Consider the following 19,225-nt stretch of genomic DNA (forward strand, 5'->3'; position numbering starts at 1 on the left):
TTCCTCGTTTCAATTATTTATCGCGTGATCTAAGGTAACGGAATATAGGCTGATTTTGATCAATACAAAAATGCACGCGCCACGACAAATTTTTCTTGCCTTTATTTGAATATAGTGTAATTAAGCGCTGCGTATATCGAATGGAGATTTTAATGGAAGTTTTAGGTTGGAAAGAATGGGGGCAGTTGCCCGACATCGGGATTGATGCAATTCACATGAAAGTTGATACCGGTGCCAAGACGTCTTGTTTGCATGCATTCAAATTAGAGCCTTTTGAAAAGGATGAACAGCCTTGGCTTCGTGTCCATGTTCATCCGCATCAAGACAGTGTTGAGGAGCATGTCTTTGAAGCCCCTATTCATGACCAGCGTGAAGTCACTGATTCCGGCGGTCATACGGAAGTTCGCTACGTCATAAAAACACGACTGTGTCTTGGTCAGTTTGATGGACCCGTTGAACTCACTTTAACCAACCGCGATACTATGAAGTTTCGCATGCTGCTAGGTCGACAAGCTATGCGGAAGCGGTTTATGGTAAATCCAGAACTGGCTCATCAACTAGGAGAGCGCCCATGAGAATCGCCATTCTATCTCGAAATTCCAAACTTTATTCGACACGTCGCTTAATCGAAGCTGCGAAAGCGCGTGGTCATGACGTCGACGTGCTAAATCCGTTAAGCTGCTATATGAACATCAATGCGCGAGAGTCATCAATTCATAAACATGGTGTGGAATTACCTTATTACGATTGTGTCATACCTCGTATCGGTGCTTCCGTGACTTTCTACGGTACTGCCGTATTGCGTCAGTTTGAGATGATGGGAACCTACCCGCTGAATGAATCGGTAGCGATTTCCCGTAGCCGCGACAAGTTGCGCTCACTGCAGTTACTCTCTCGCAAAGGGATCGGTTTACCCACAACCGGTTTCGCGAGTCAGCCTCAGGATATTCCTGATCTCATTGATATGGTCGGTGGTGCGCCTCTAGTCATTAAATTGCTCGAGGGAACACAAGGCATTGGCGTCGTTTTAGCAGAAACCCGGCAAGCCGCTGAAAGTGTTATCGAGGCGTTTATGGGACTACAGTCAAACATTATGGTGCAAGAGTATATTCGCGAAGCCGGTGGCGCCGATATTCGCTGCTTTGTTATCGGCGATAAAGTCATCGCAGCTATGAAGCGCCAAGCAAAAGAGGGAGAGTTTCGCTCTAATTTACACCGTGGGGGTAGCGCATCACTGATTAAACTGACACCCGCCGAACGCGCAACAGCGGTTAAAGCCGCCAAGACCATGGGTCTTAATGTAGCGGGTGTTGATTTGTTACGCTCTAACCACGGCCCACTGGTCATGGAAGTTAACTCATCTCCAGGACTTGAGGGGATTGAAGCGGCGACCGAAAAAGATGTCGCGAGTCAAATTATTGCATTCATGGAAAAGAATGCCAAAGCTCATAAAACGCGCACTAAGGGACGCGGCTAATGGCAGCGAGAAAGCCGCGTATGGCGGTGTTTGAATTGGCAGGCTGTCGGGTTGAGCCAGGTAGTCACCAGCATGTACGTTTGCCAGCAGCGCGTTTATATAACGATGCGCCGCTCGACCTAAGAGTCGATGTTTTTCATGGTGTTAAGCCAGGCCCCGTACTACTATTAAGCGCCGCAATTCACGGCGATGAACTGAACGGTATCGAAATTTGTCGGCAAATCATTCAGCGCATTAACCCATTGGAACTTGCTGGCACGCTCATCGTTGTGCCCATCGTCAATCTATTTGGCTTTATTCAGCAATCTCGTTACTTACCGGATCGAAGAGATCTCAACCGTTGTTTTCCTGGCTCCGAACGGGGCGCTTTAGGCTCCCGTATTGCCCACCTCTTTAACGAGGAACTTGTCCAAAAGGCTTCGCACATTGTGGATTTGCACACCGGTGCCATCCATCGCAGTAATTTGCCACAAATTCGTGTCGACATTGATAACGAGAGTGCTTTGGCAATGGCAAAAGCCTTTGGTTCTCCGGTCATTCTCAATTCAAAAGAGCGGGACGGCTCCTTGCGCGCGTTAGCCAATAGTTTAGGAATTCCACTTATTTTGTATGAAGCGGGCGAGGCGCTGCGATTTGACGATGCCTCTATAAACTCAGGCGTGGTTGGTGTTATTAATGTACTTAAGCACCTCAAAATGCTTAAAGGACGACGCCAAGGCCGAAGAATATCGCCGGTCATTTCAAGCCGTTCTACTTGGGTACGCGCCGAAAAAGATGGCTTGGTGCTTCGCAAAGTTGAACTCGGGCAAACAGTGCAACCTGAACAAGTTTTAGCACACATTGCCAGCCCGCATGGTGACGATGTCGATGTGATCACCTCCCCCGTGCCAGGTATTATCATCGGCTGTACTAACATCCCTGTTGCAAACGAAGGCGAAGCACTATTTAACATCGCACAATTCGAGTCAGACAGTTTAGAAGAAGCGACCGATATTATAGATTCTTTTACTGAAACTTATGAATGAAATGACTGACTGCTCAATGAATTTTCAGCGCGGTTTGCGCCACTGCGACGGACAAGTGAATATTTACCAAGCTGTGCTAAAGGCCTTTTGTGAACAATACGCAAATCGCCTTTGTCAGCATCACAGCATCGCAAGTGATGGGCTCTATCAAGAACTCCACGCTCTGAAAGGACTGAGTGCGACCATAGGTGCTCAGTCTCTTAGCGAGCTAACAGAAAGCGCATTTAAGAACTGGACAAGCATGAGTGATGACTCAAGAATAAAAGCACTCGACAGTATACAATTTGAGTTATCAAAAGTCCTTGATGAGATTAAAGAATACTTAACACAAAATAACTGATTAAAATAAGCGCAATCTTGTTTATTTTTCGCTATTATCAGTCGATATAACAATAACAATAAACATTCGAACAAAATGTTATGCCAGAGTCCAGCAGAGCGATACAATTCGAGCGCTCCGCCAATGATGTCTACGTCAGTGTTTTAAAATCGGCAAAGGACACGACCGCGGAGCAGATCAAGACGGCTTTTGAAATGAGCCGTTTTGCTGAGGCGCTGTTGGTTGATGAAAATGTCTTTGAACAAGTCATAAAAAACTTTAAGCAATGGCAACTGAGTGAACAGACACCCTCTAGCCGGTACTCCGAGCGTATCGCAACGCTGGAAGACGCCCGTCTATACGTGATAATCAGCGATGACCACATGACCGCCACCTTAAGCTGTGACGCCGCACAAGGCGGTACGCCCATCGAACGCCAAGATGTCCTCGAAGCGCTCAAAGGCGCTGGAGTCGTAGCGGGTATAAAGCGAAAAATGGTCGACAAAATCATCAACCATGCCAAAAACGTCGAGCCGGGCAGTCATTTTGATGCCATTATTGCCCGAGGCGTGACCGCGAAAAATGGGCATAATGCCTGGTTTGAACGACTGGTCGACGATGCTCGGCAACGTGTTTTACGTCCGCAAGCGCGCGAAGATGGAACGGTGGACATGCGTGATTTAGGTGAACAAATCACGGTGTTGGAAGGTGATCCTTTACTGCGCAAACATCCTCCGACTAAGGGTCGCCACGGCTGCACGGTAAAAGGTGATGTCATCGAAGCCTTCGACGGCGAAGATACTGACATGGCGCCTGGGGAAGGCGCTCGCTTTGATGACAATGACCCAATGACAATTATTGCCGCACGCACAGGGATGCCTTGGTTTACGCACAACTCTGCCAGTGTTGATGATGTACTTACCCTGAAAACCGTTGATGTCTCTACCGGCCATGTGAAGTTCAAAGGCAGTGTTATTGTTACTGGTAACGTCACAGAAGGCATGCGCGTTGAATGCACGGGTGATATCACCGTAGCTGGTTATGTTGATTCCGCTCACCTTTTCGCTGGTGGCAGTATTACCGTTCGTAAGGGTTGCATTGGCCACATCTCATCAGAAGATGAGCAACGTTTACAAAGTGATGAGGCTTATATCCCCCACTTATCATCCAAACTTCATGCCAATGATTCGATCTGGTGTGCCTATGCACAGTATGCTTTTTTAAAATGTAATCAGTCGCTGACTATCGACCGACAACTGACTCACTGTCATGTTGTGTGTCATGGGGAGGCATTTATCGGTGGGCAAGATAACTCGGCTCGAGGAAAAATCATCGGCGGAACCTTTGAGACCTGTGCCCACATCTGTGCAGGCCAATTGGGCGCTCGAGCAGGGACACTCACTCGCTTTATACTCAGTGTACCACCGCCACCAATCAGCACCTTACAGGCACTGAGCCAGTTATATCATCAATTACGCGCGATAACCTCACGCTTAAGAAGAGTAGAAAAAGGTATTACACGCTGCCAGTCGCTTGCCAATAGTGAGCAACAAAAGTCACTGAAGCACTCACTTGTAACGGGCGCTAAGTCGGAGCTTGAAAGGTTACGCAGTATACAGAATGACCTCAAAGTTATGCGCGCTTCGCTAAAAAATCATACGACACTGCGTATTATGGCAGCAAAAGAGGTATTTCCTGGTGTTCAACTCGAATACGATCATAAAAAACTGCGCATCAAGGAACATCGAGGTGGTACACTGTTACTACTTAAAGATCATGAACTACGAATGGATATCCTCAGATAACTTATGCCCGCTCAATCGACCTCTGATGCCGTAGCTCGGCTACTCAGCCGTCACCAAGATGCAGAGTGGCTGTCCACTCCTCGCGATAAGCGTTTAGTGATACACCCCGATGGCAGCCAATTAGCAACCCTGTTCGACAACGCGTGGTGTCTGCATGCGGGTCATGCGATGCATTATTCACATGCCTATACTCAGGCGCTATCCCCAAAGCTCGAGGCTTATCAGTTGATACTGTTGGTGGTTGCGAAGGAGCAGTCTCTTAATCAATGGATACTGCACCAACTGTCCCTTCAAGCCCCGTCCGCTCGCATTCTGATCGTCGGCGAAAAACGCGGCGGTGTTACTAGCTTGGTAAAAAAATTGCCTCCCGCCTTTTTAAAAGCACAAAAACTTGCCTCGGGTAATCATTGCCAACTATTTCAAACCCGCGTCCTAACAAAGCCGTTGACGGATTCAGAGGCACCTGCACTGAGTGGATTCGATGTGGATTGGCGAGGTGTTTCTGCCTCATTCAGTGCGTACCCGGGAGTTTTTAGCCAAGGCCGGCTGGATGCAGGTACTGCATTGTTACTTGAACATTTGCCCGAGGCGATTCATGGCAACGTGCTTGATTTTGCATGTGGATGCGGTGTCATTGGCGCACTCGTCGCACAGAAGTTCGCCGTCGAACTGACAGCATCCGATGTTAGTCCAATGGCCATTGCGAGTACGCAAATGAACTGGGAGAAGCTTGGCATCCACGGGCGTTTAATACTCGCTGACGGTCTATCAAGCCTTAGCGATGGGTCATTTAATTGGATCCTTAGCAACCCCCCATTTCATACCGGATTACGCACCGATTACGACATTGGTGAGCAATTTATTCAACAGGCATTTAAGAAACTCGCACCGAACGGCACACTGGTCATTGTTGCGAACCGGTTCTTACCGTGGCCAGAACACATGCGGCAGGTATTCGGTCATTGTGATGAACTGGCTGATAATGGCAAGTTTAAAGTGTTACTAAGCAAACGCTTAAGTTGAATATACAAATCTTCGCGCTGAATACATTGATATTTAGATGCACACTCATTAACCATTTGATAACATAGTCTAAACAGGATAACAAAGTCGTTTATACAGCAAAATAATGCAAACCATTTCGCTCAAAAGAGGCTTAATCTACATTGTTCTATTGATTACCGTTGTCGCCCTTGCTATCGGTTTCAGTATCAATCTATTCAGCCAAGTTAGCCAATACCGTCAAGCACTTTTGGAACGCAGTGAATCCGATGCTCGAATGATTGCCGCGCACGCAGTGCAAAACTTAGCATTTAGCGATAACACCGCTGAACAACGGCGGCTCGCGACGTTGAGCAACAACCAATTTATTCAACATGTGCATATCTATAAAATTGATACTGTCAGCGGCGACTTGAGCTTTTTCTCAAGTTATAACAAGGAAGGGCTCGCCCCCATTCCTGCTAAGTTTGCACAAATAGAAAGATTAACCGCACCCCGTTTACAAGACGATTATATTGAGGTTGCCCAAGCGATACAGCTGGATGGTCAAGTCGTCGGTTACGTATATCTGCGCGCAAGTGCCGACGAATTAAGACTCTTCAAGTTACGTTCGATTGCGGTCGCGTGCACTGTTTTTGTATTAACGCTGCTCATGTGCACATTATTAGCGCTGCGTTTACGCCGTATATTAAGTCAACCGCTTGATAGGATCGTTGACATTGTGTCACAGATATCGCGAAACAAAGACTACGGTCTTCGCTTGCCGGAATCTCGCGTTAATGAGTTCAATGAATTAGGTAATGCCCTCAATATCATGCTCGAGCGTGTACAACATCATATTTTACGCCAACAAAAGGCGGAACGAGAAGCCAGTCAGTTGAACGCAGAGCTTGAGCAACAAGTCACTCAACGAACAAAAGCACTACGCGAATCAAACCAGGAACTGCTCACCACACTCGAACAGTTGCATAAGTATCAGGGACAACTGGTTGAGTCGGAAAAAATGGCATCTCTCGGCGATATAGTGGCCGGCATAGCCCATGAGGTAAATACGCCTATCGGCTTGTCGGTCACCGCTTCAACGCTGCTACAAGATAAGCTGGAGGTCATGCGTGAAAAGTTCGATGAAAAGCGCATTTCAACCAATGAGTTTGCTCGCTTTCTTGAAGACTGCACAGAAAATCTATCCATTATCTATCGCAATTTAAATCGCGCAGCGGATCTTGTAACAAGCTTTAAGCAAGTGGCTGTCGACCAATCTACTGAAATCGATAGAGCGATTGATATTGAACAGTTCACTCGCGATTTGCTGATTTCGGTTAAGCCGCGTCGACTTGACATCGAAAAATTTCCAATTGAGATTAGTTTCGACCCAGGACTTTGTGTGGTCACTAAAGCCGGACCTTTGAACCAAATACTTATAAATTTAATTACCAACTCGATGGTGCACGGATTTGATCGCCGCGAACAAGGAAAAGTTAACATTTTATTTGAACGACGTGAAAGCGAACTCGAAATCACTTATCGCGATGATGGCAAAGGTGTTCCTAATGAGATCGGTAAAAAGATATTTGATCCTTTCGTCACAACAAAGCGCGGCTCTGGCGGTAGTGGTTTAGGCTTACACCTTGTCTATAACTTAGTGACCCAGGTATTAGACGGTCAGATACACTTTTTTAGCGAACTTAATCACGGCGTTGAATTTATTGTTCGTTTTCCGGTCAAATCGTGCGAAAATCAAACTTAACTGGGGTTTTTGTTGAAAATTTTTGAACAAAAGTCATAATGTGGCATCAATAGAACTGTATTTAATACATTTTAATTCGTCACTCGAACTCATTGCTAGGAACGCATTGCTTTATGAACGCCAGACTTTTAATTGTTGAAGATGAGGTGGTTACTCGCCAAACATTAACACGACTTTTTCAGCAAGAAGGTTATGAAGTGTTTGACGCTGCTGACGGCTTGCAAATGGAAAATATCATGCGTCAAGAGCGTATCGATGTTGTTATCATGGATGTTAACCTTCCGGGTAAAAACGGTCTCGAGCTTGCAGAGTCTTTACGTGAAAGAGATAACATTGGCCTTATCTTCTTAACAGGAAGAGACAGCGAAGATGATCGTCTACTTGCGCTGGAGCTTGGTGCAGACGATTATCTAATCAAGCCATATAACCCTAAAGAACTGACTATTCGTGTTCGTAACTTGTGCCGTCGTATCGAATCGTCACGTTCAAGCAGCCCCGTCGATAACGATAGTGTACAATTTAACTTCCACGGCTGGCGTTTAAACAGTGACAGCCGTTGCTTATACTCTCCCGACAATCAAATGTTTAGATTGCCCAAGAGTGAGTACCGCGCGCTTGAACTGTTCTTAACGAACCCTGGCCGTATTCTGGACCGTGAGACACTCGTAAAACGTATGTTGGACCGTGACTTACGTCCTAATGACCGAACTGTCGATGTGGCTATTCGCCGCATTCGTCGTCATTTTGAATCACATCCAGACACGCCCAATTTAATCACCACCATTCACGGTGAAGGTTATCGGTTTATAGGCGAGGTAGAGCAAGAGTCTCAATGAGACTGTTGCTCTAGCCATTGTTGAATCTGCTGACGGTGTGGGATCACATTGTCAGCCCACTCTACTAGCCACTGCTCCGCGGTTGGCCAACCCCACGACTCCTTCTCAAGGTTTTCCATATATACGGCCAAAGCCTTGAGTCCTACGGAACGACAGGCTCCCTTGACTTTGTGCGCTTGTGAGCGCAACTGTGCCTCGTCTTTCTTCGTCGCGGCTTCGTGCAATAGGCTTGCATAACCCTGTATCACTTGATCAAAGGTTTTTAGCGTCATTTCTAATCCATCTTCGCCCAGCGACTCGTAGTATTGTTGCAGCAGTTCGGTATCGATTACATCCGAATTTGTCATAAGTTATCCATTTCGAATCTAAAACCTTATCCTGTGCGTAATCGTACATTGAGTCAACCGATACCTTTAATCGGTTTTATTTGATTAATTTTTAGCTTCGGGAATGAAATGATCCCCCTATCTAAGATATACTACCGGACCTAGAGTTTATGCTTGATAAATTGAAGAAAGAGCGGAGTTCCAAACGAATGCCGAACAGTATGCCCGACGTAGCCAACCAAACACAGGCCCAGACTGAAGGGACCTTAGATTGGGTAGGCATGAGCAATATCGAAGTACCTATGATGGTTGCAGCTTCTGACGCATCAGAGCGTCCTGTTGCAGCTCACGTTGAAGCTTTTGTTAATTTAAAAGACCCAAAAGCTAAAGGCATTCACATGTCTCGCCTTTATCTTCTTTTGGATCAACTATCAACCGAAGGTGAGTTAAGTCACGCTTCTTTGAAGCAATTGTTACGTGACTTTATTGAAAGCCATCAAGACATCAGTGATCGCGCCTTCATCAAGTTTGATTTTGATTATCACCTTCGTCGTGAATCACTGATTAGCCGCAAAAAAGGATGGAAAGCCTATCCGGTCAGTTTAACAGGTCGCTATGATGAAGGTCACCTGAATCTTGAGTTGGCGGTTGATGTGCCCTATTCGTCAACATGCCCATGCTCGGCCGCATTGGCTCGTCAACTTATCCAAGAAGCATTCGATGCAAAGTTTGCCGAGCAAGAGCATATTGATAAGGCGACTATCCATCAATGGCTTGGGACTACCGAAGGCATCGTTGCAACGCCACACAGTCAGCGCTCCACAGCGCAAGTCAAAGTAGCGCTGAGCGATAGCGTAGAAGAATTCCCGATTGTTGCACTGATCGATGCGATTGAAGACGCGCTTAAGACACCCGTTCAAGCAGCGGTTAAGCGTGAAGATGAGCAAGAGTTTGCGCGTCTAAATGGGCAGAACTTGATGTTCTGCGAAGATGCATCACGCAGATTACAGCACCGTCTTGTTCAAATGCCTATCTTTGAAGACTTCTGGGTACGCGTTAATCATTATGAATCATTACATGCGCATGACGCAGTGAGTGTGACCACTAAAGGTGTGAAAGGTGGTTATAGCTCATAAGGCTAAAATCATCGAATGCGCGATTAAAAAGCTTGGCAACCGCCAAGCTTTTTTACTTTTGGCACACTAGTTGCAGTAAATATCTCAGCAAATCATCCGTCAAACTTTTGTTGAGGTGTCACGATGGAAATTATTCTATTACTGTTCGTTGTTGTATTAATTGCTGTAGCTGTTGTTGCGAGTCGCATGTCAGAAAGCTATGTCCCCTATCCTTACAAGATGAAGGATGTCACTTTTTGCTCAGCACAAGAAGCACAATTTTTGACATTACTTGATAAAGCCGTCAGTGACGACTTTAGGATTTTTACCAAAGTTCGCTTGAGTGATCTTGTTTCCGTCAAAAGCGGTCTTTCTCGCGCTGCTCAAAAGGATGCGCAGACCAAGGCAAGTCAACGAATCCTCGATTACGTATTGTGTGATATTGAGACAATGGAAATCAAAGCCGTGATCGAGCTCGAGCCTGCATCGCCACAGCTGAACCAGCAAAAACGTAATCTATTTTTGAAGAATGCGCTCGGTGCTGCGGGCCTGCCATTTCTCCGCTTTAAAGCCCAACCGGGTTATCGCGTGGCAGAGTTAAAGCAGTATATACACGCTAAAATTCAGCAGGCGGAGCATATTAAAGCGGCTATCCCAGGTGATCAACAACGTCCAGCAACGGGCGAACACCATGGCAAGCACGGTCATGAATCACCTATTGCAGCTTAAGCCGACATTTGTAAGACTTCGTGTATGGATGCACACTTGCTCTCTTGGGTTTATCACCCTATCGTACTGGCCACATTAGCGCTCATTATTGAGCGCTTTTTTTCGTTGCCAGAACATTGGCATCCCCTGACGATCTTCCGCTTGTTTGCCAAGTTTCTGACAGATAAGGTATGTCACCAAGCCCACGGCAACACCCAGCAAACTGTCGCTGGAGCCTTGTTGCTTGGGCTTTTGCTACTAATATGTTTGCTTCCCGTGAGCATCATTCAAATGAGTGCCGAATTGCATGAGCTAACCGGTGTTGTCTGGCTTTGGTTTGCAATTAAATACAAACGTACATTAAATCAGACAAAACTCGCCGCTATGGCGCTGAATAAAGGGCAAAAACGTGCCGCTCGAGCTATCGTGAGTCGATTCGTCCCCTTTGACTGCGAACAGCTCAGTCAAATAGGCCTCGCCAAGGCAATTTTTGAGGTTCGTTTGCGGATTCTCGTTGTTAATGTACTCGCGCCTTTACTTGCTTGGTACGTATCGGGACCTATCGCCGCACTCGCGATACGCCTAATTATCGAATGCCATCACTTATGGCCTGTGCCCGCCCCATGCTACCAGCACTTTGGTCGCGCCGCTCAAGTGCTCTATCAGACAATTGAATCACTGGTTTTAGTCGTACCTGCCTTACTTTTACGACCGTGGCTTTGGCTCATAAGAAGACGTCCAGCAGTGGCGCTACGACAAGGTCAAGGCTTGTCGCTCGGTGCGTTTATGTGGTTAGATTCACAAAGTCGGTTGTACAACTTGAGTCTCGGTGGCCCGCAAAAATACCACCATAAACGGCTCAGTCGTACACGCTTCGATGGCACTCTTTCACCCCAAATAGTACAAAATAAGCTTTATTTAACAGGTATTTGGCTCGATATAATAATAATCATGCAGGTTTTTCTGTGTTTGGTTTTGTTCATTTATCGACCCTGAGGTCGAGTTCGTATATACTGTGCGCCCTAATAAGCAACCGAAAGTAATTATGAAAACCATTGATGTAATTGGCATCGGCAACGCACTCGTCGATCAGGAATTTGAAGTCAGCGAAGACTTCCTAGCCAAACACCATTTGGAAAAAGGCATGATGGCACTCATTGAGGAAGAGGATCAGAATAAACTGATCGCCGAGCTCAGTACGATGGGTGACCTTAAAAAGCAATGTGGCGGTGGCTCTGCGGCTAACTCGTTGGTCGCATTTGCACAGTTTGGTGGCTCAGCTTTTTATTGTTGTAAAGTCGCTAACGATGAAGCGGGCGATTTTTATCAACGTGACCTAGAGCACGTCGGTATTCAAACTAACCTCACCAGCCAAAATAATGACGGTACCACAGGTCGTTGTTTAGTGATGGTCACCCCCGATGCCGAGCGCACAATGCGTACACATCTTGGTATTACTGCCGATTTGTCGACTCATGAACTTCATCCTGAGGCAATTGCCGCTGCGAAATACCTCTACATCGAAGGATACTTAATTACTTCTGAAATCGCCCGTGAAGCTATTGCAGAAGCAAAACGCGTTGCCCGCGAAAATGATACTAAAATTGTCATGACTTGCTCCGATCCCGCGATGGTTAAATACTTCCGCGATGGTATCGATGAAATTCTAGATGGCGGTGTCGACTTGATGTTCTGTAATAGAGAAGAAGCCGAACTTTTGACAGGTGAGACGGCTCCACACGCCGCTGCACAACGTTTATTAAACTGCGCATCGACCGTTGCTATCACACTCGGTAAAGAAGGTGCGTTAATTGCTGATTCTGAGCGTCAGATTCATATTCCAGGCGTTCCTGTTCAAGCGGTCGATACTAACGGCGCAGGCGATATGTTTGCCGGTGCCATGCTATACGGTATTACTCAAGATATGGAACTTGAGCAAGCGGGTCGACTCGCCAGTTTAGCAGCAGCAGAGCTTGTCACTGAGTTCGGCGCGCGCTTGAGCAAAGAGCGTCAACAGCAACTTTTAGAAAAGCTGCTAAGCTACGCTTAACACCCATTTTTTATGCAAAGGATAACGGTAGCATTATGAGTTTAAACGATCCTAAGTTCACCGATTTTAAAGTGGCAGATATTAACCTGGCTGATTGGGGCCGCAAGGAAATTGCCATTGCTGAATCTGAAATGCCCGCTTTGATGACTATTCGTCGCAAGTATGCGGACGAGAAGCCGCTTAAGGGCGCCCGTATTATTGGTTGTATTCACATGACCATTCAGACGGCTGTGCTTATCGAAACTTTAGTTGAACTCGGTGCGGACGTGCGTTGGTCTTCTTGCAATATTTTCTCAACCCAAGACCACGCAGCCGCTGCCATTGCTGCAGCCGGCGTTCCAGTCTTTGCTTGGAAAGGCGAAACAGAAGAAGAATACGAGTGGTGCCTAGAGCAAACCTGTAAGAAAGATGGCGAGCTTTGGGATGCGAATATGATTTTGGATGATGGCGGCGATTTAACGCTGATGATCCACGAGCAATTCCCAGAAATGTTGGAGAAGATCCACGGTATTACCGAAGAGACGACAACCGGCGTGCACCGTCTCCTCGATATGCTCAAGCAAGGCACGTTGCGTGTACCGGCTATTAATGTCAACGACTCGGTAACTAAGTCGAAAAATGACAACAAATACGGATGCCGCCATTCACTGAATGATGCCATTAAGCGCTCGACTGACCACTTAATGTCAGGCAAAAAGGCGTTGGTCATCGGCTATGGTGATGTAGGTAAAGGCTCTGCAGCGAGCTTACGCCAAGAAGGCATGATCGTTAAAGTCACAGAAATCGACCCGATTTGTGCAATGCAGGCATGTATGGACGGCTATGAAGTGGTCTCGCCCTATATCGATGGCGTCAACAGTGACGACGGTAGCACGATCAACAAAGCGCTGTTGGGTAACATTGATTTATTGGTCACCACGACAGGTAATGTGAACGTTTGTGACCGCCACATGTTAGCAGCAATCAAATCAACTGCCGTAGTCTGTAACATTGGCCACTTCGATAACGAAATCGATACCGCATTCATGCGTAAAAACTGGCGCTGGGAAGAAATTAAGCCACAGGTTCATAAGATCTATCGTTCTGATGACGACAACGACTACTTATTGTTGCTGGCTGAAGGTCGCCTCGTGAACTTGGGTAATGCAACGGGCCACCCTAGCCGTATTATGGACGGTTCTTTTGCCAACCAGGTGCTTGCACAAATGCACTTGTTCCAGCAGAAATTTGCTGACATGTCGATTGAACAGCAAAAGGAATACTTGCGTGTTGAAGTCTTACCGAAGCAGCTCGATGAAGAAGTCGCGCGTTACATGGTGCAAGGCTTTGGCGGTGTGATCACGCGCTTGACTCAACAGCAAGCTGATTACATCCATGTTGAGGTCGAGGGTCCTTTCAAAACTGACGAGTATCGGTACTAATAATGCAAGACGAATTGATTATTCGCCCTATAACGGCCGCTGATTCAGCGGCCGTTATTAGTTTGGCAAACGAAGTTCACGGCGATAACTACCTGAATGAGGAATCTCTCGCGGCGCTACTCAACGCAGGCACAGCGGGTGACATTAATCTTTCATTCTTAGCGGAAAAGGCAGGCGAAATACTCGGTGTTCGGATTACGGTCGCGCCGGGACAGTGGCCTATCGACGAGGCATGTACACCTGCCGCATGGCAGGTTGCGCCTGAGTATATTTGCTACTTTAAATGTGCTGCGGTTGCCGAGAACGCACGTGGCTTGGGGGTCGGTAAAAAGCTGCTTTCAGCCAGCATTGAAGCCGCCAAAAAGCTCGGTTGCGAAGCAGGGCTCGCGCATATCTGGATGCAAAGTCCGAACAACAGCGCTTATGGTTACTTCAGTGCGTGTGGCGGTGAACTAATAACTACGCATGCTAAACGTTGGTATCAAGCTTCGATTGAAGACGGCTATTACTGCCCGGTATGCGATGGTACTTGCTACTGTAAAGCCGGTGAAATGATACTCTATTTTTCATCTGAGCGACTTTAGTCCATGTACGATCCGCTTAATGACACCGAGCTCCCCAACGCAGCGCCACGTGCTGGCTATTGGGCAGGTCATTCAGTCAAATGGCCAGCGAGTTTAAATCAGCTACCTAAAACGACTGATGCACTCGTCATTGGTGGCGGCTATACGGGATTAAATGCAGCGATTGAACTGCGTGCACAGGGACGTGAAGTCACTGTCATCGATGCTGAGCAACTAGCTTGGGGGTGTTCAAGCCGCAATGCTGGCTTTGTCATGAAAAGTACCGGTCGGCTCGGCTTGAAGCACTGGCACGATAGCTTCGGTGAGGATGTCGGCTACGCAATGGCGAACGAACATCAACTTGCCCTTGAGCGGATCAGAGCGCATGTAAAACACTGCCCCGATCAATGTGACCTGCGAGAAGGTGGCTACGTCAAGCTGGCACATAATAAAGGGGCGGTTAAAGCCCTAAGCTCGCAGTACCAATTCCTGCGTTCGATTCAACAGCCGGTGACATGGCTCAATAAACAACAGATTGCCGAGACCATCAAAACACAACATGGCTTTGCGGGTCTGAAGTTTGATGATTGCTTTGCGATCAATCCAGTAAAGTTGGCAGCCAGCGTCGCTCGCCAAGCTCATCAAGCAGGCGCACAGCTAATAGAATACTGTGCGGCGACCGCAATGCACCGTTCGGACGAGGGGTGGCGAGTACACACAGCACGAGGCGAAATCGTGGCGCGTGATGTACTCTTTGCTACGAATGCATACACCACACAAAAGCTGTTCCCTGACCTTGCACAACGTAATTTGCCCGTGGTTTCTAGCGTGATTGTTACACCACCCCTGAGTCGCGCGCAGCTAGATGCGACGGGGCTCAAAGACGACTACGCTTACATGGACACGCGCGTACTTAAGTATTACTTTCGCTTACTGCCAGACGGTCGACTATTATTCGGTGGTCGTGGTGCGATTCGAGGCGCCCATGCCGAGAGTCCCCGCTACGCTAAACGTCTACTCGCCGCACTTCATGCCAGTTTCCCGGCCTTAAAAGACATCACGCATTGGGATGACTTTTGGAGCGGTTGGGTCAGTGTGTCTTTGGATGATTATCCGCGCATCATGCAACTCGACAACAATGTTTTTGCTAGCATGGGGTACTGTGGCGCGGGCGTTAGTTTTAGCGCTTTAGCGGGTAAAAGGCTAGCGGAAAAAGCCTGCGGTTTGCCGTTACCTGCTCTACCATATTATCAGTCGAACCTTAAACCGTTTCCGTTTGCTGGCTTTCGTCGCGTTGGACAGTGGGCGTTTTATCATTACGGACGGCTACGGGATATGTGGGGCTAACACCCCACAATGCTTATAATCCAAACACGGTTTTTTCGCTCTTTAGCATACGTCCGATTAAATAAGTTAATAACACGGCCACTACTAACGTGAATACCGCGCTTACACCTGCTCCTAACCAATTCACTGTCTCACCCCGGATTAAAGACAAGAAAGTTTGATGCTGCCCAGTGAGCGGCAAATAGTACAATACGGGCGTTTTCAGACGCGCGAACTCAACACCGAACGACGCCGCCATCGGGATAATCAACAGAAAACTAATATAGGTTTGCGCTTCTTTAAAGTTCTTCGCTCGAAAAGACACGAATAGTTGCAGACTCGTTGCTAACAATGCCAATGGCACTAATGCCAAAAACATGATTAGTAACATCTCTAAACTGAAATCAACGCTCATGCCAATTTGATGGAGCGGTACAAAACTAAATATAACAGGAATAAGGATCAGCGACAGCATGGCTCCAAATAACGCGAAGCAGGAGGCAGCAAGCACCTTACCAATGACGATCGCCTGCGAACTCACTGGCTGAGACAATAAAAACTCAAGCGAATTACGTTCGCGCTCGCCGGCACTAATATCAATCGCGACATTCATCCCAGACCAAAATACCGAAAGTAAGATAAACACTAGCACGCTGCCCATAATAAGCGCGGCTTTAGAGCCCCGCGTCGCCATGTCTTGTTTCGCTACCTGAACCGGCTGTATAACGCGTGGGTCAATGCCTCTTAAAATCAGGCGATAATTAGCTATTTGAGCGGAGTAGGCTTGTAGCGCCTGCTCTACCCTTTTTATATCACTTTGCTGCTTTTGCGCGGACCAGTCTGCACGTAATGTCACCGCTATGGGAGTGGCGGAGGCAATGGCTTCAGCCCAATTTTCTGGAATCGAGAGTTCGATGGGTGTCACCTCAGCCGGCCAATCGGTGTCACGTTCTACGATTCCATTCTCACGCAAATGCTCAATCAATTCAGGCGCATATTGCTTACCGTCTATGCTTATTTTGACATCGCTCGGATCGGTTAATTGGCTAATCAAAAAGAAAAATGCAACCGCCATCAGCATCGGACCAAAGAAGGCATACGACATTGCCGCAAGTACTGAACGCTTATCGCGGAGCGCATCCTTGAACTCTTTTTTCCATATCGTTTTGTAAGCGCTCATTAGGCTGCTATCCCCTCGTCACTGCCAATAATCTTGACGAACGCATCTTCAAGGGCGGCTTCACCGGTTAACTGGCACAATTCATCCGGCGTTCCCTCGGCAGCAACTTTGCCAGCTGCCATCACTACCACTCGGTCGCACAATGCAGCCACCTCTTGCATGACGTGACTGGAAAATAAAATACAGGTGCCTGCCGCACGTTGTTCTCGCAAAATATCACGTAAAATCCGCGTGCTCATCACATCAAGACCGCGACTTGGTTCATCTAAAATCAGATGTTTAGGATTGTGAACCAACGCCTGCGCCAAGGCGACTTTCATCCGTTGCCCCTGCGAGAATCCAGCTGATTTCCTGTCAGCCAGAGAGGCGATATCTAGGCGCTCGATAACGTTATCAACACTGTGCTCAAGTTGTTCAGCTTGTAGTCCATGTAACTCGCCAAAGTAGCGCACTTGTTCGCGTACTGTTAAACGTTCATAAAGACCAAATTTGTCGGGGAAAATACCCAAGTTGCTTCGCGCCTGCAACGGGTATCTGTTGGCATCCACACTTTCTATTAACGCTTGCCCGGAGTCGGCACGAAGTAATCCATAAATAATGCGAAGGCAAGTTGTCTTACCCGCCCCATTCGGCCCTAAGAGACCGGTAATTTCACCATCACGAGCCGAGAATGTCAGCTCACTCAATGCGCTTACTGTTTTGAAGGACTTACTTATCGACTTTACTTCGATCATATTAAAGCCCCTCTCCGTTAGCATTGAGCACAAAAGGTGCTAACTTCCTTTGCTTTACACATTGAGTATCTAACGCCTCGACGCTACCCGCGCGGACGAATTGCGCGACGATCCTATTAGCACACGTATGTCCCGCAATTGTATGGCCTGCGTACGGGGCTATTACATGCACACTATTCGGTAATGTTCGCGCAGCAATATCAGCCCATCGTGGCGGCGTGACAGGATCTTGAGTACCCGATAGTAGTAACACAGGCTTTTTGCTCTCAACCGGCTGCGCAAAGGAGCTCGGCGCTGGCGTCGTTTGCCAACCCTGACACAAGTCGACAAATGCTTGACCTGTTTTTCCTCCGATAAACTCATTGTTGGCGTCCTGCTTTAACAAGCTCTCAGTCGCGCGCGGCAAGTCTTCCCGGCATACCACTGAAAGCATCAGACCTAAGTATATCGAGTTTTGAACTGCGGTGGTGGTGCCTCCCATAAGTCCTAAAATCGGCTTATAGTTGGCAGCACGCGCTTCACTGATCGCGTAAGGTAAGAGTTGTCTAGTCGCAGGGTTGTACAACGCCAACCGTACGACAGAGCTAAAACGACCGGGTGTCAGGCGAATCTGCATAGGCTCTGCAGATAACGGATCTTGAGTGTCTACAAGAACACTCTGCTGATCAAGCGACTGCATGACCTGATCATAATCTTGCTTCAGATTAGGAAACCGTTGCATACAAGGCTTTTGCTGATGGCAATCTTGCAGCATTTTTTCAAATGCCAAACTGCCGTTGAAGCCAAATGGACCTATCACCACTTGGGGGGGCGCGACGGCATCCAATGTCGCAGTACGAACTGAGTTTGAAGCGTGTTGCAGATATTTCAGCCCAACACGGCTTCCGTAAGAACCGCCGTATAGATTCCACTGCCCAATGCCGAGCGCCTGTCTAACTTGTTCAAAATCACGAATAGTATTTCGCGTATTGTATTGCGATACATCGACATTAGGATACTGTGCTAAGCACTCTGCAGCGAGCTCTGACAGGTCTTGCTCATCGTCGGATCTCACCAGCTCATCCGGCCGATTTACCTCACATGACAGTGGATTACTTTTACCGGTGCCGCGCTGGTCGATCAACACGATGTCACGTTGCTTTCTAACATCGGCGAAAATGCGTGCAATCATCGGGGCGAGTTCCGTCGCTGCTTGACCGGGCCCTCCGGCTAAAATCAGTAACGGATCCGGTTGTGCGTTCTCTTGGATAGAGGGAATAATCGCGTAGTGAATATCGATTTGTTGGCCATCGGGCTGTTCGTAATTTTCAGGAACCTGGATGTAACCACACTCCATCCGCTCTGAAAAGCCTTTAACAAAACAATGAGTCGCGTCAGTTGAATTGACCTGCTCCTGCGCGTTCGACACGCTCGCACAAAATCCAATCAGCAAGCAACAAAGTGTTTTTATCAGGCGCGAACTTAACCCTCCATGCGGGCTGCGATCATTACCTAAGTTCATGAAAAAGTCCTAGAAATAACGGTGAACAAATATTCTGTTCGTATCACACCTATTTGGCAACAGAAGAATCGAAACAAATTGTTAACGTTC

At 47.5% G+C, this 19,225-nt stretch carries 19 protein-coding genes; 15 read left to right on the top strand and 4 right to left on the bottom strand.

Translation table 11 applies throughout. The features are described 5' to 3' along the window. Positions 1-152 precede the first annotated feature (152 nt). The 8 genes from AWU56_RS00435 (at position 153) to arcA (ending at position 8,211) form a co-directional block, all read left to right on the top strand. Positions 153-575: an ATP-dependent zinc protease family protein gene (locus AWU56_RS00435; RefSeq protein WP_286681461.1), complete on the top strand. Its 423-nt coding sequence runs from the start codon at positions 153-155 to the stop codon at positions 573-575. Next, a complete protein-coding gene (rimK, locus tag AWU56_RS00440) occupies positions 572-1,477 on the top strand; it encodes a 30S ribosomal protein S6--L-glutamate ligase (protein ID WP_006957041.1) in 906 nt (301 codons plus the stop codon). The genes AWU56_RS00435 and rimK overlap by 4 nt, the downstream gene beginning before the upstream one ends. Continuing rightward, positions 1,477-2,502 carry a succinylglutamate desuccinylase/aspartoacylase family protein gene (locus AWU56_RS00445; protein WP_006957040.1) on the top strand — a complete coding sequence of 342 codons (1,026 nt, stop codon included), beginning with the start codon at positions 1,477-1,479 and terminating at the stop codon, positions 2,500-2,502. Before rimK ends, AWU56_RS00445 begins: the two co-directional genes overlap by 1 nt. A 16-nt stretch (positions 2,503-2,518) precedes the next feature. Then, positions 2,519-2,842 carry an Hpt domain-containing protein gene (locus tag AWU56_RS00450; protein ID WP_286681462.1) on the top strand — a complete coding sequence of 108 codons (324 nt, stop codon included), beginning with the start codon at positions 2,519-2,521 and terminating at the stop codon, positions 2,840-2,842. A gap of 80 nt (positions 2,843-2,922) precedes the next feature. Beyond that, on the top strand, positions 2,923-4,626 hold the full coding sequence (locus tag AWU56_RS00455) for a flagellar assembly protein A (protein ID WP_286681463.1): 1,704 nt from the start codon (positions 2,923-2,925) through the stop codon (positions 4,624-4,626). 3 nt (positions 4,627-4,629) lie between these two features. Next, positions 4,630-5,649, top strand: a complete 1,020-nt coding sequence (locus AWU56_RS00460) for a class I SAM-dependent methyltransferase (RefSeq protein ID WP_286681464.1) — start codon at positions 4,630-4,632, stop codon at positions 5,647-5,649. A gap of 106 nt (positions 5,650-5,755) precedes the next feature. After that, the gene (locus tag AWU56_RS00465) at positions 5,756-7,375 is read left to right on the top strand and encodes an ATP-binding protein (RefSeq protein ID WP_286681465.1); all 1,620 of its coding nucleotides are present in this window, start codon (positions 5,756-5,758) and stop codon (positions 7,373-7,375) included. Between the two features lie 113 nt (positions 7,376-7,488). Continuing rightward, entirely contained in the window at positions 7,489-8,211 is a 723-nt protein-coding gene (gene arcA, locus AWU56_RS00470) for a two-component system response regulator ArcA (RefSeq protein ID WP_006957035.1), read from the top strand. Here the strand turns inward: arcA and AWU56_RS00475 are convergent. Further along, positions 8,205-8,558, bottom strand: a complete 354-nt coding sequence (locus AWU56_RS00475) for an Hpt domain-containing protein (RefSeq protein ID WP_286681466.1) — start codon at positions 8,556-8,558, stop codon at positions 8,205-8,207. The genes arcA and AWU56_RS00475 overlap by 7 nt on opposite strands. Before the next feature lie 188 nt (positions 8,559-8,746). Here AWU56_RS00475 and folE2 point away from each other — a divergent pair, with 188 nt between their 5' ends. From folE2 to AWU56_RS00510, 7 genes are all read left to right on the top strand, one after another. Continuing rightward, on the top strand, positions 8,747-9,673 hold the full coding sequence (gene folE2 / locus AWU56_RS00480) for a GTP cyclohydrolase FolE2 (protein ID WP_286681467.1): 927 nt from the start codon (positions 8,747-8,749) through the stop codon (positions 9,671-9,673). A 123-nt stretch (positions 9,674-9,796) separates the two neighbouring features. Next, a complete protein-coding gene (locus AWU56_RS00485; RefSeq protein ID WP_286681468.1) occupies positions 9,797-10,381 on the top strand; it encodes a DUF2726 domain-containing protein in 585 nt (194 codons plus the stop codon). A gap of 24 nt (positions 10,382-10,405) precedes the next feature. After that, positions 10,406-11,356, top strand: a complete 951-nt coding sequence (locus AWU56_RS00490) for a cobalamin biosynthesis protein (RefSeq protein ID WP_286681469.1) — start codon at positions 10,406-10,408, stop codon at positions 11,354-11,356. A gap of 49 nt (positions 11,357-11,405) precedes the next feature. Next, the gene (locus AWU56_RS00495) at positions 11,406-12,410 is read left to right on the top strand and encodes an adenosine kinase (RefSeq protein WP_286681470.1); all 1,005 of its coding nucleotides are present in this window, start codon (positions 11,406-11,408) and stop codon (positions 12,408-12,410) included. A gap of 35 nt (positions 12,411-12,445) precedes the next feature. Beyond that, positions 12,446-13,831, top strand: coding sequence for an adenosylhomocysteinase (gene ahcY / locus AWU56_RS00500; protein ID WP_006956886.1), 1,386 nt, complete (start codon positions 12,446-12,448; stop codon positions 13,829-13,831). 2 nt (positions 13,832-13,833) lie between these two features. Then, entirely contained in the window at positions 13,834-14,415 is a 582-nt protein-coding gene (locus tag AWU56_RS00505; protein ID WP_286681471.1) for a GNAT family N-acetyltransferase, read from the top strand. A 3-nt stretch (positions 14,416-14,418) separates the two neighbouring features. Beyond that, complete coding sequence (locus tag AWU56_RS00510) at positions 14,419-15,741, top strand: NAD(P)/FAD-dependent oxidoreductase (RefSeq protein WP_286681472.1); 1,323 nt, start codon at positions 14,419-14,421, stop codon at positions 15,739-15,741. Positions 15,742-15,754: 13 nt separating this feature from the next. Here AWU56_RS00510 and AWU56_RS00515 read toward each other — a convergent pair whose 3' ends face one another. Genes AWU56_RS00515 through AWU56_RS00525 form a run of 3 tightly spaced genes read right to left on the bottom strand, consistent with a single transcriptional unit; the run spans position 15,755 to position 19,135 of the window. Then, a complete protein-coding gene (locus AWU56_RS00515; protein ID WP_286681473.1) occupies positions 15,755-16,900 on the bottom strand; it encodes an ABC transporter permease in 1,146 nt (381 codons plus the stop codon). Beyond that, positions 16,900-17,634, bottom strand: coding sequence for an ABC transporter ATP-binding protein (locus AWU56_RS00520; protein ID WP_006956890.1), 735 nt, complete (start codon positions 17,632-17,634; stop codon positions 16,900-16,902). The genes AWU56_RS00515 and AWU56_RS00520 overlap by 1 nt, the downstream gene beginning before the upstream one ends. A 1-nt stretch (position 17,635) precedes the next feature. After that, positions 17,636-19,135: an alpha/beta hydrolase gene (locus tag AWU56_RS00525; RefSeq protein WP_286681474.1), complete on the bottom strand. Its 1,500-nt coding sequence runs from the start codon at positions 19,133-19,135 to the stop codon at positions 17,636-17,638. Positions 19,136-19,225 lie beyond the last annotated feature (90 nt).

This window comes from Idiomarina sp. T82-3, from assembly GCF_001577655.1.
Lineage (GTDB): Bacteria > Pseudomonadota > Gammaproteobacteria > Enterobacterales > Alteromonadaceae > Idiomarina > Idiomarina baltica.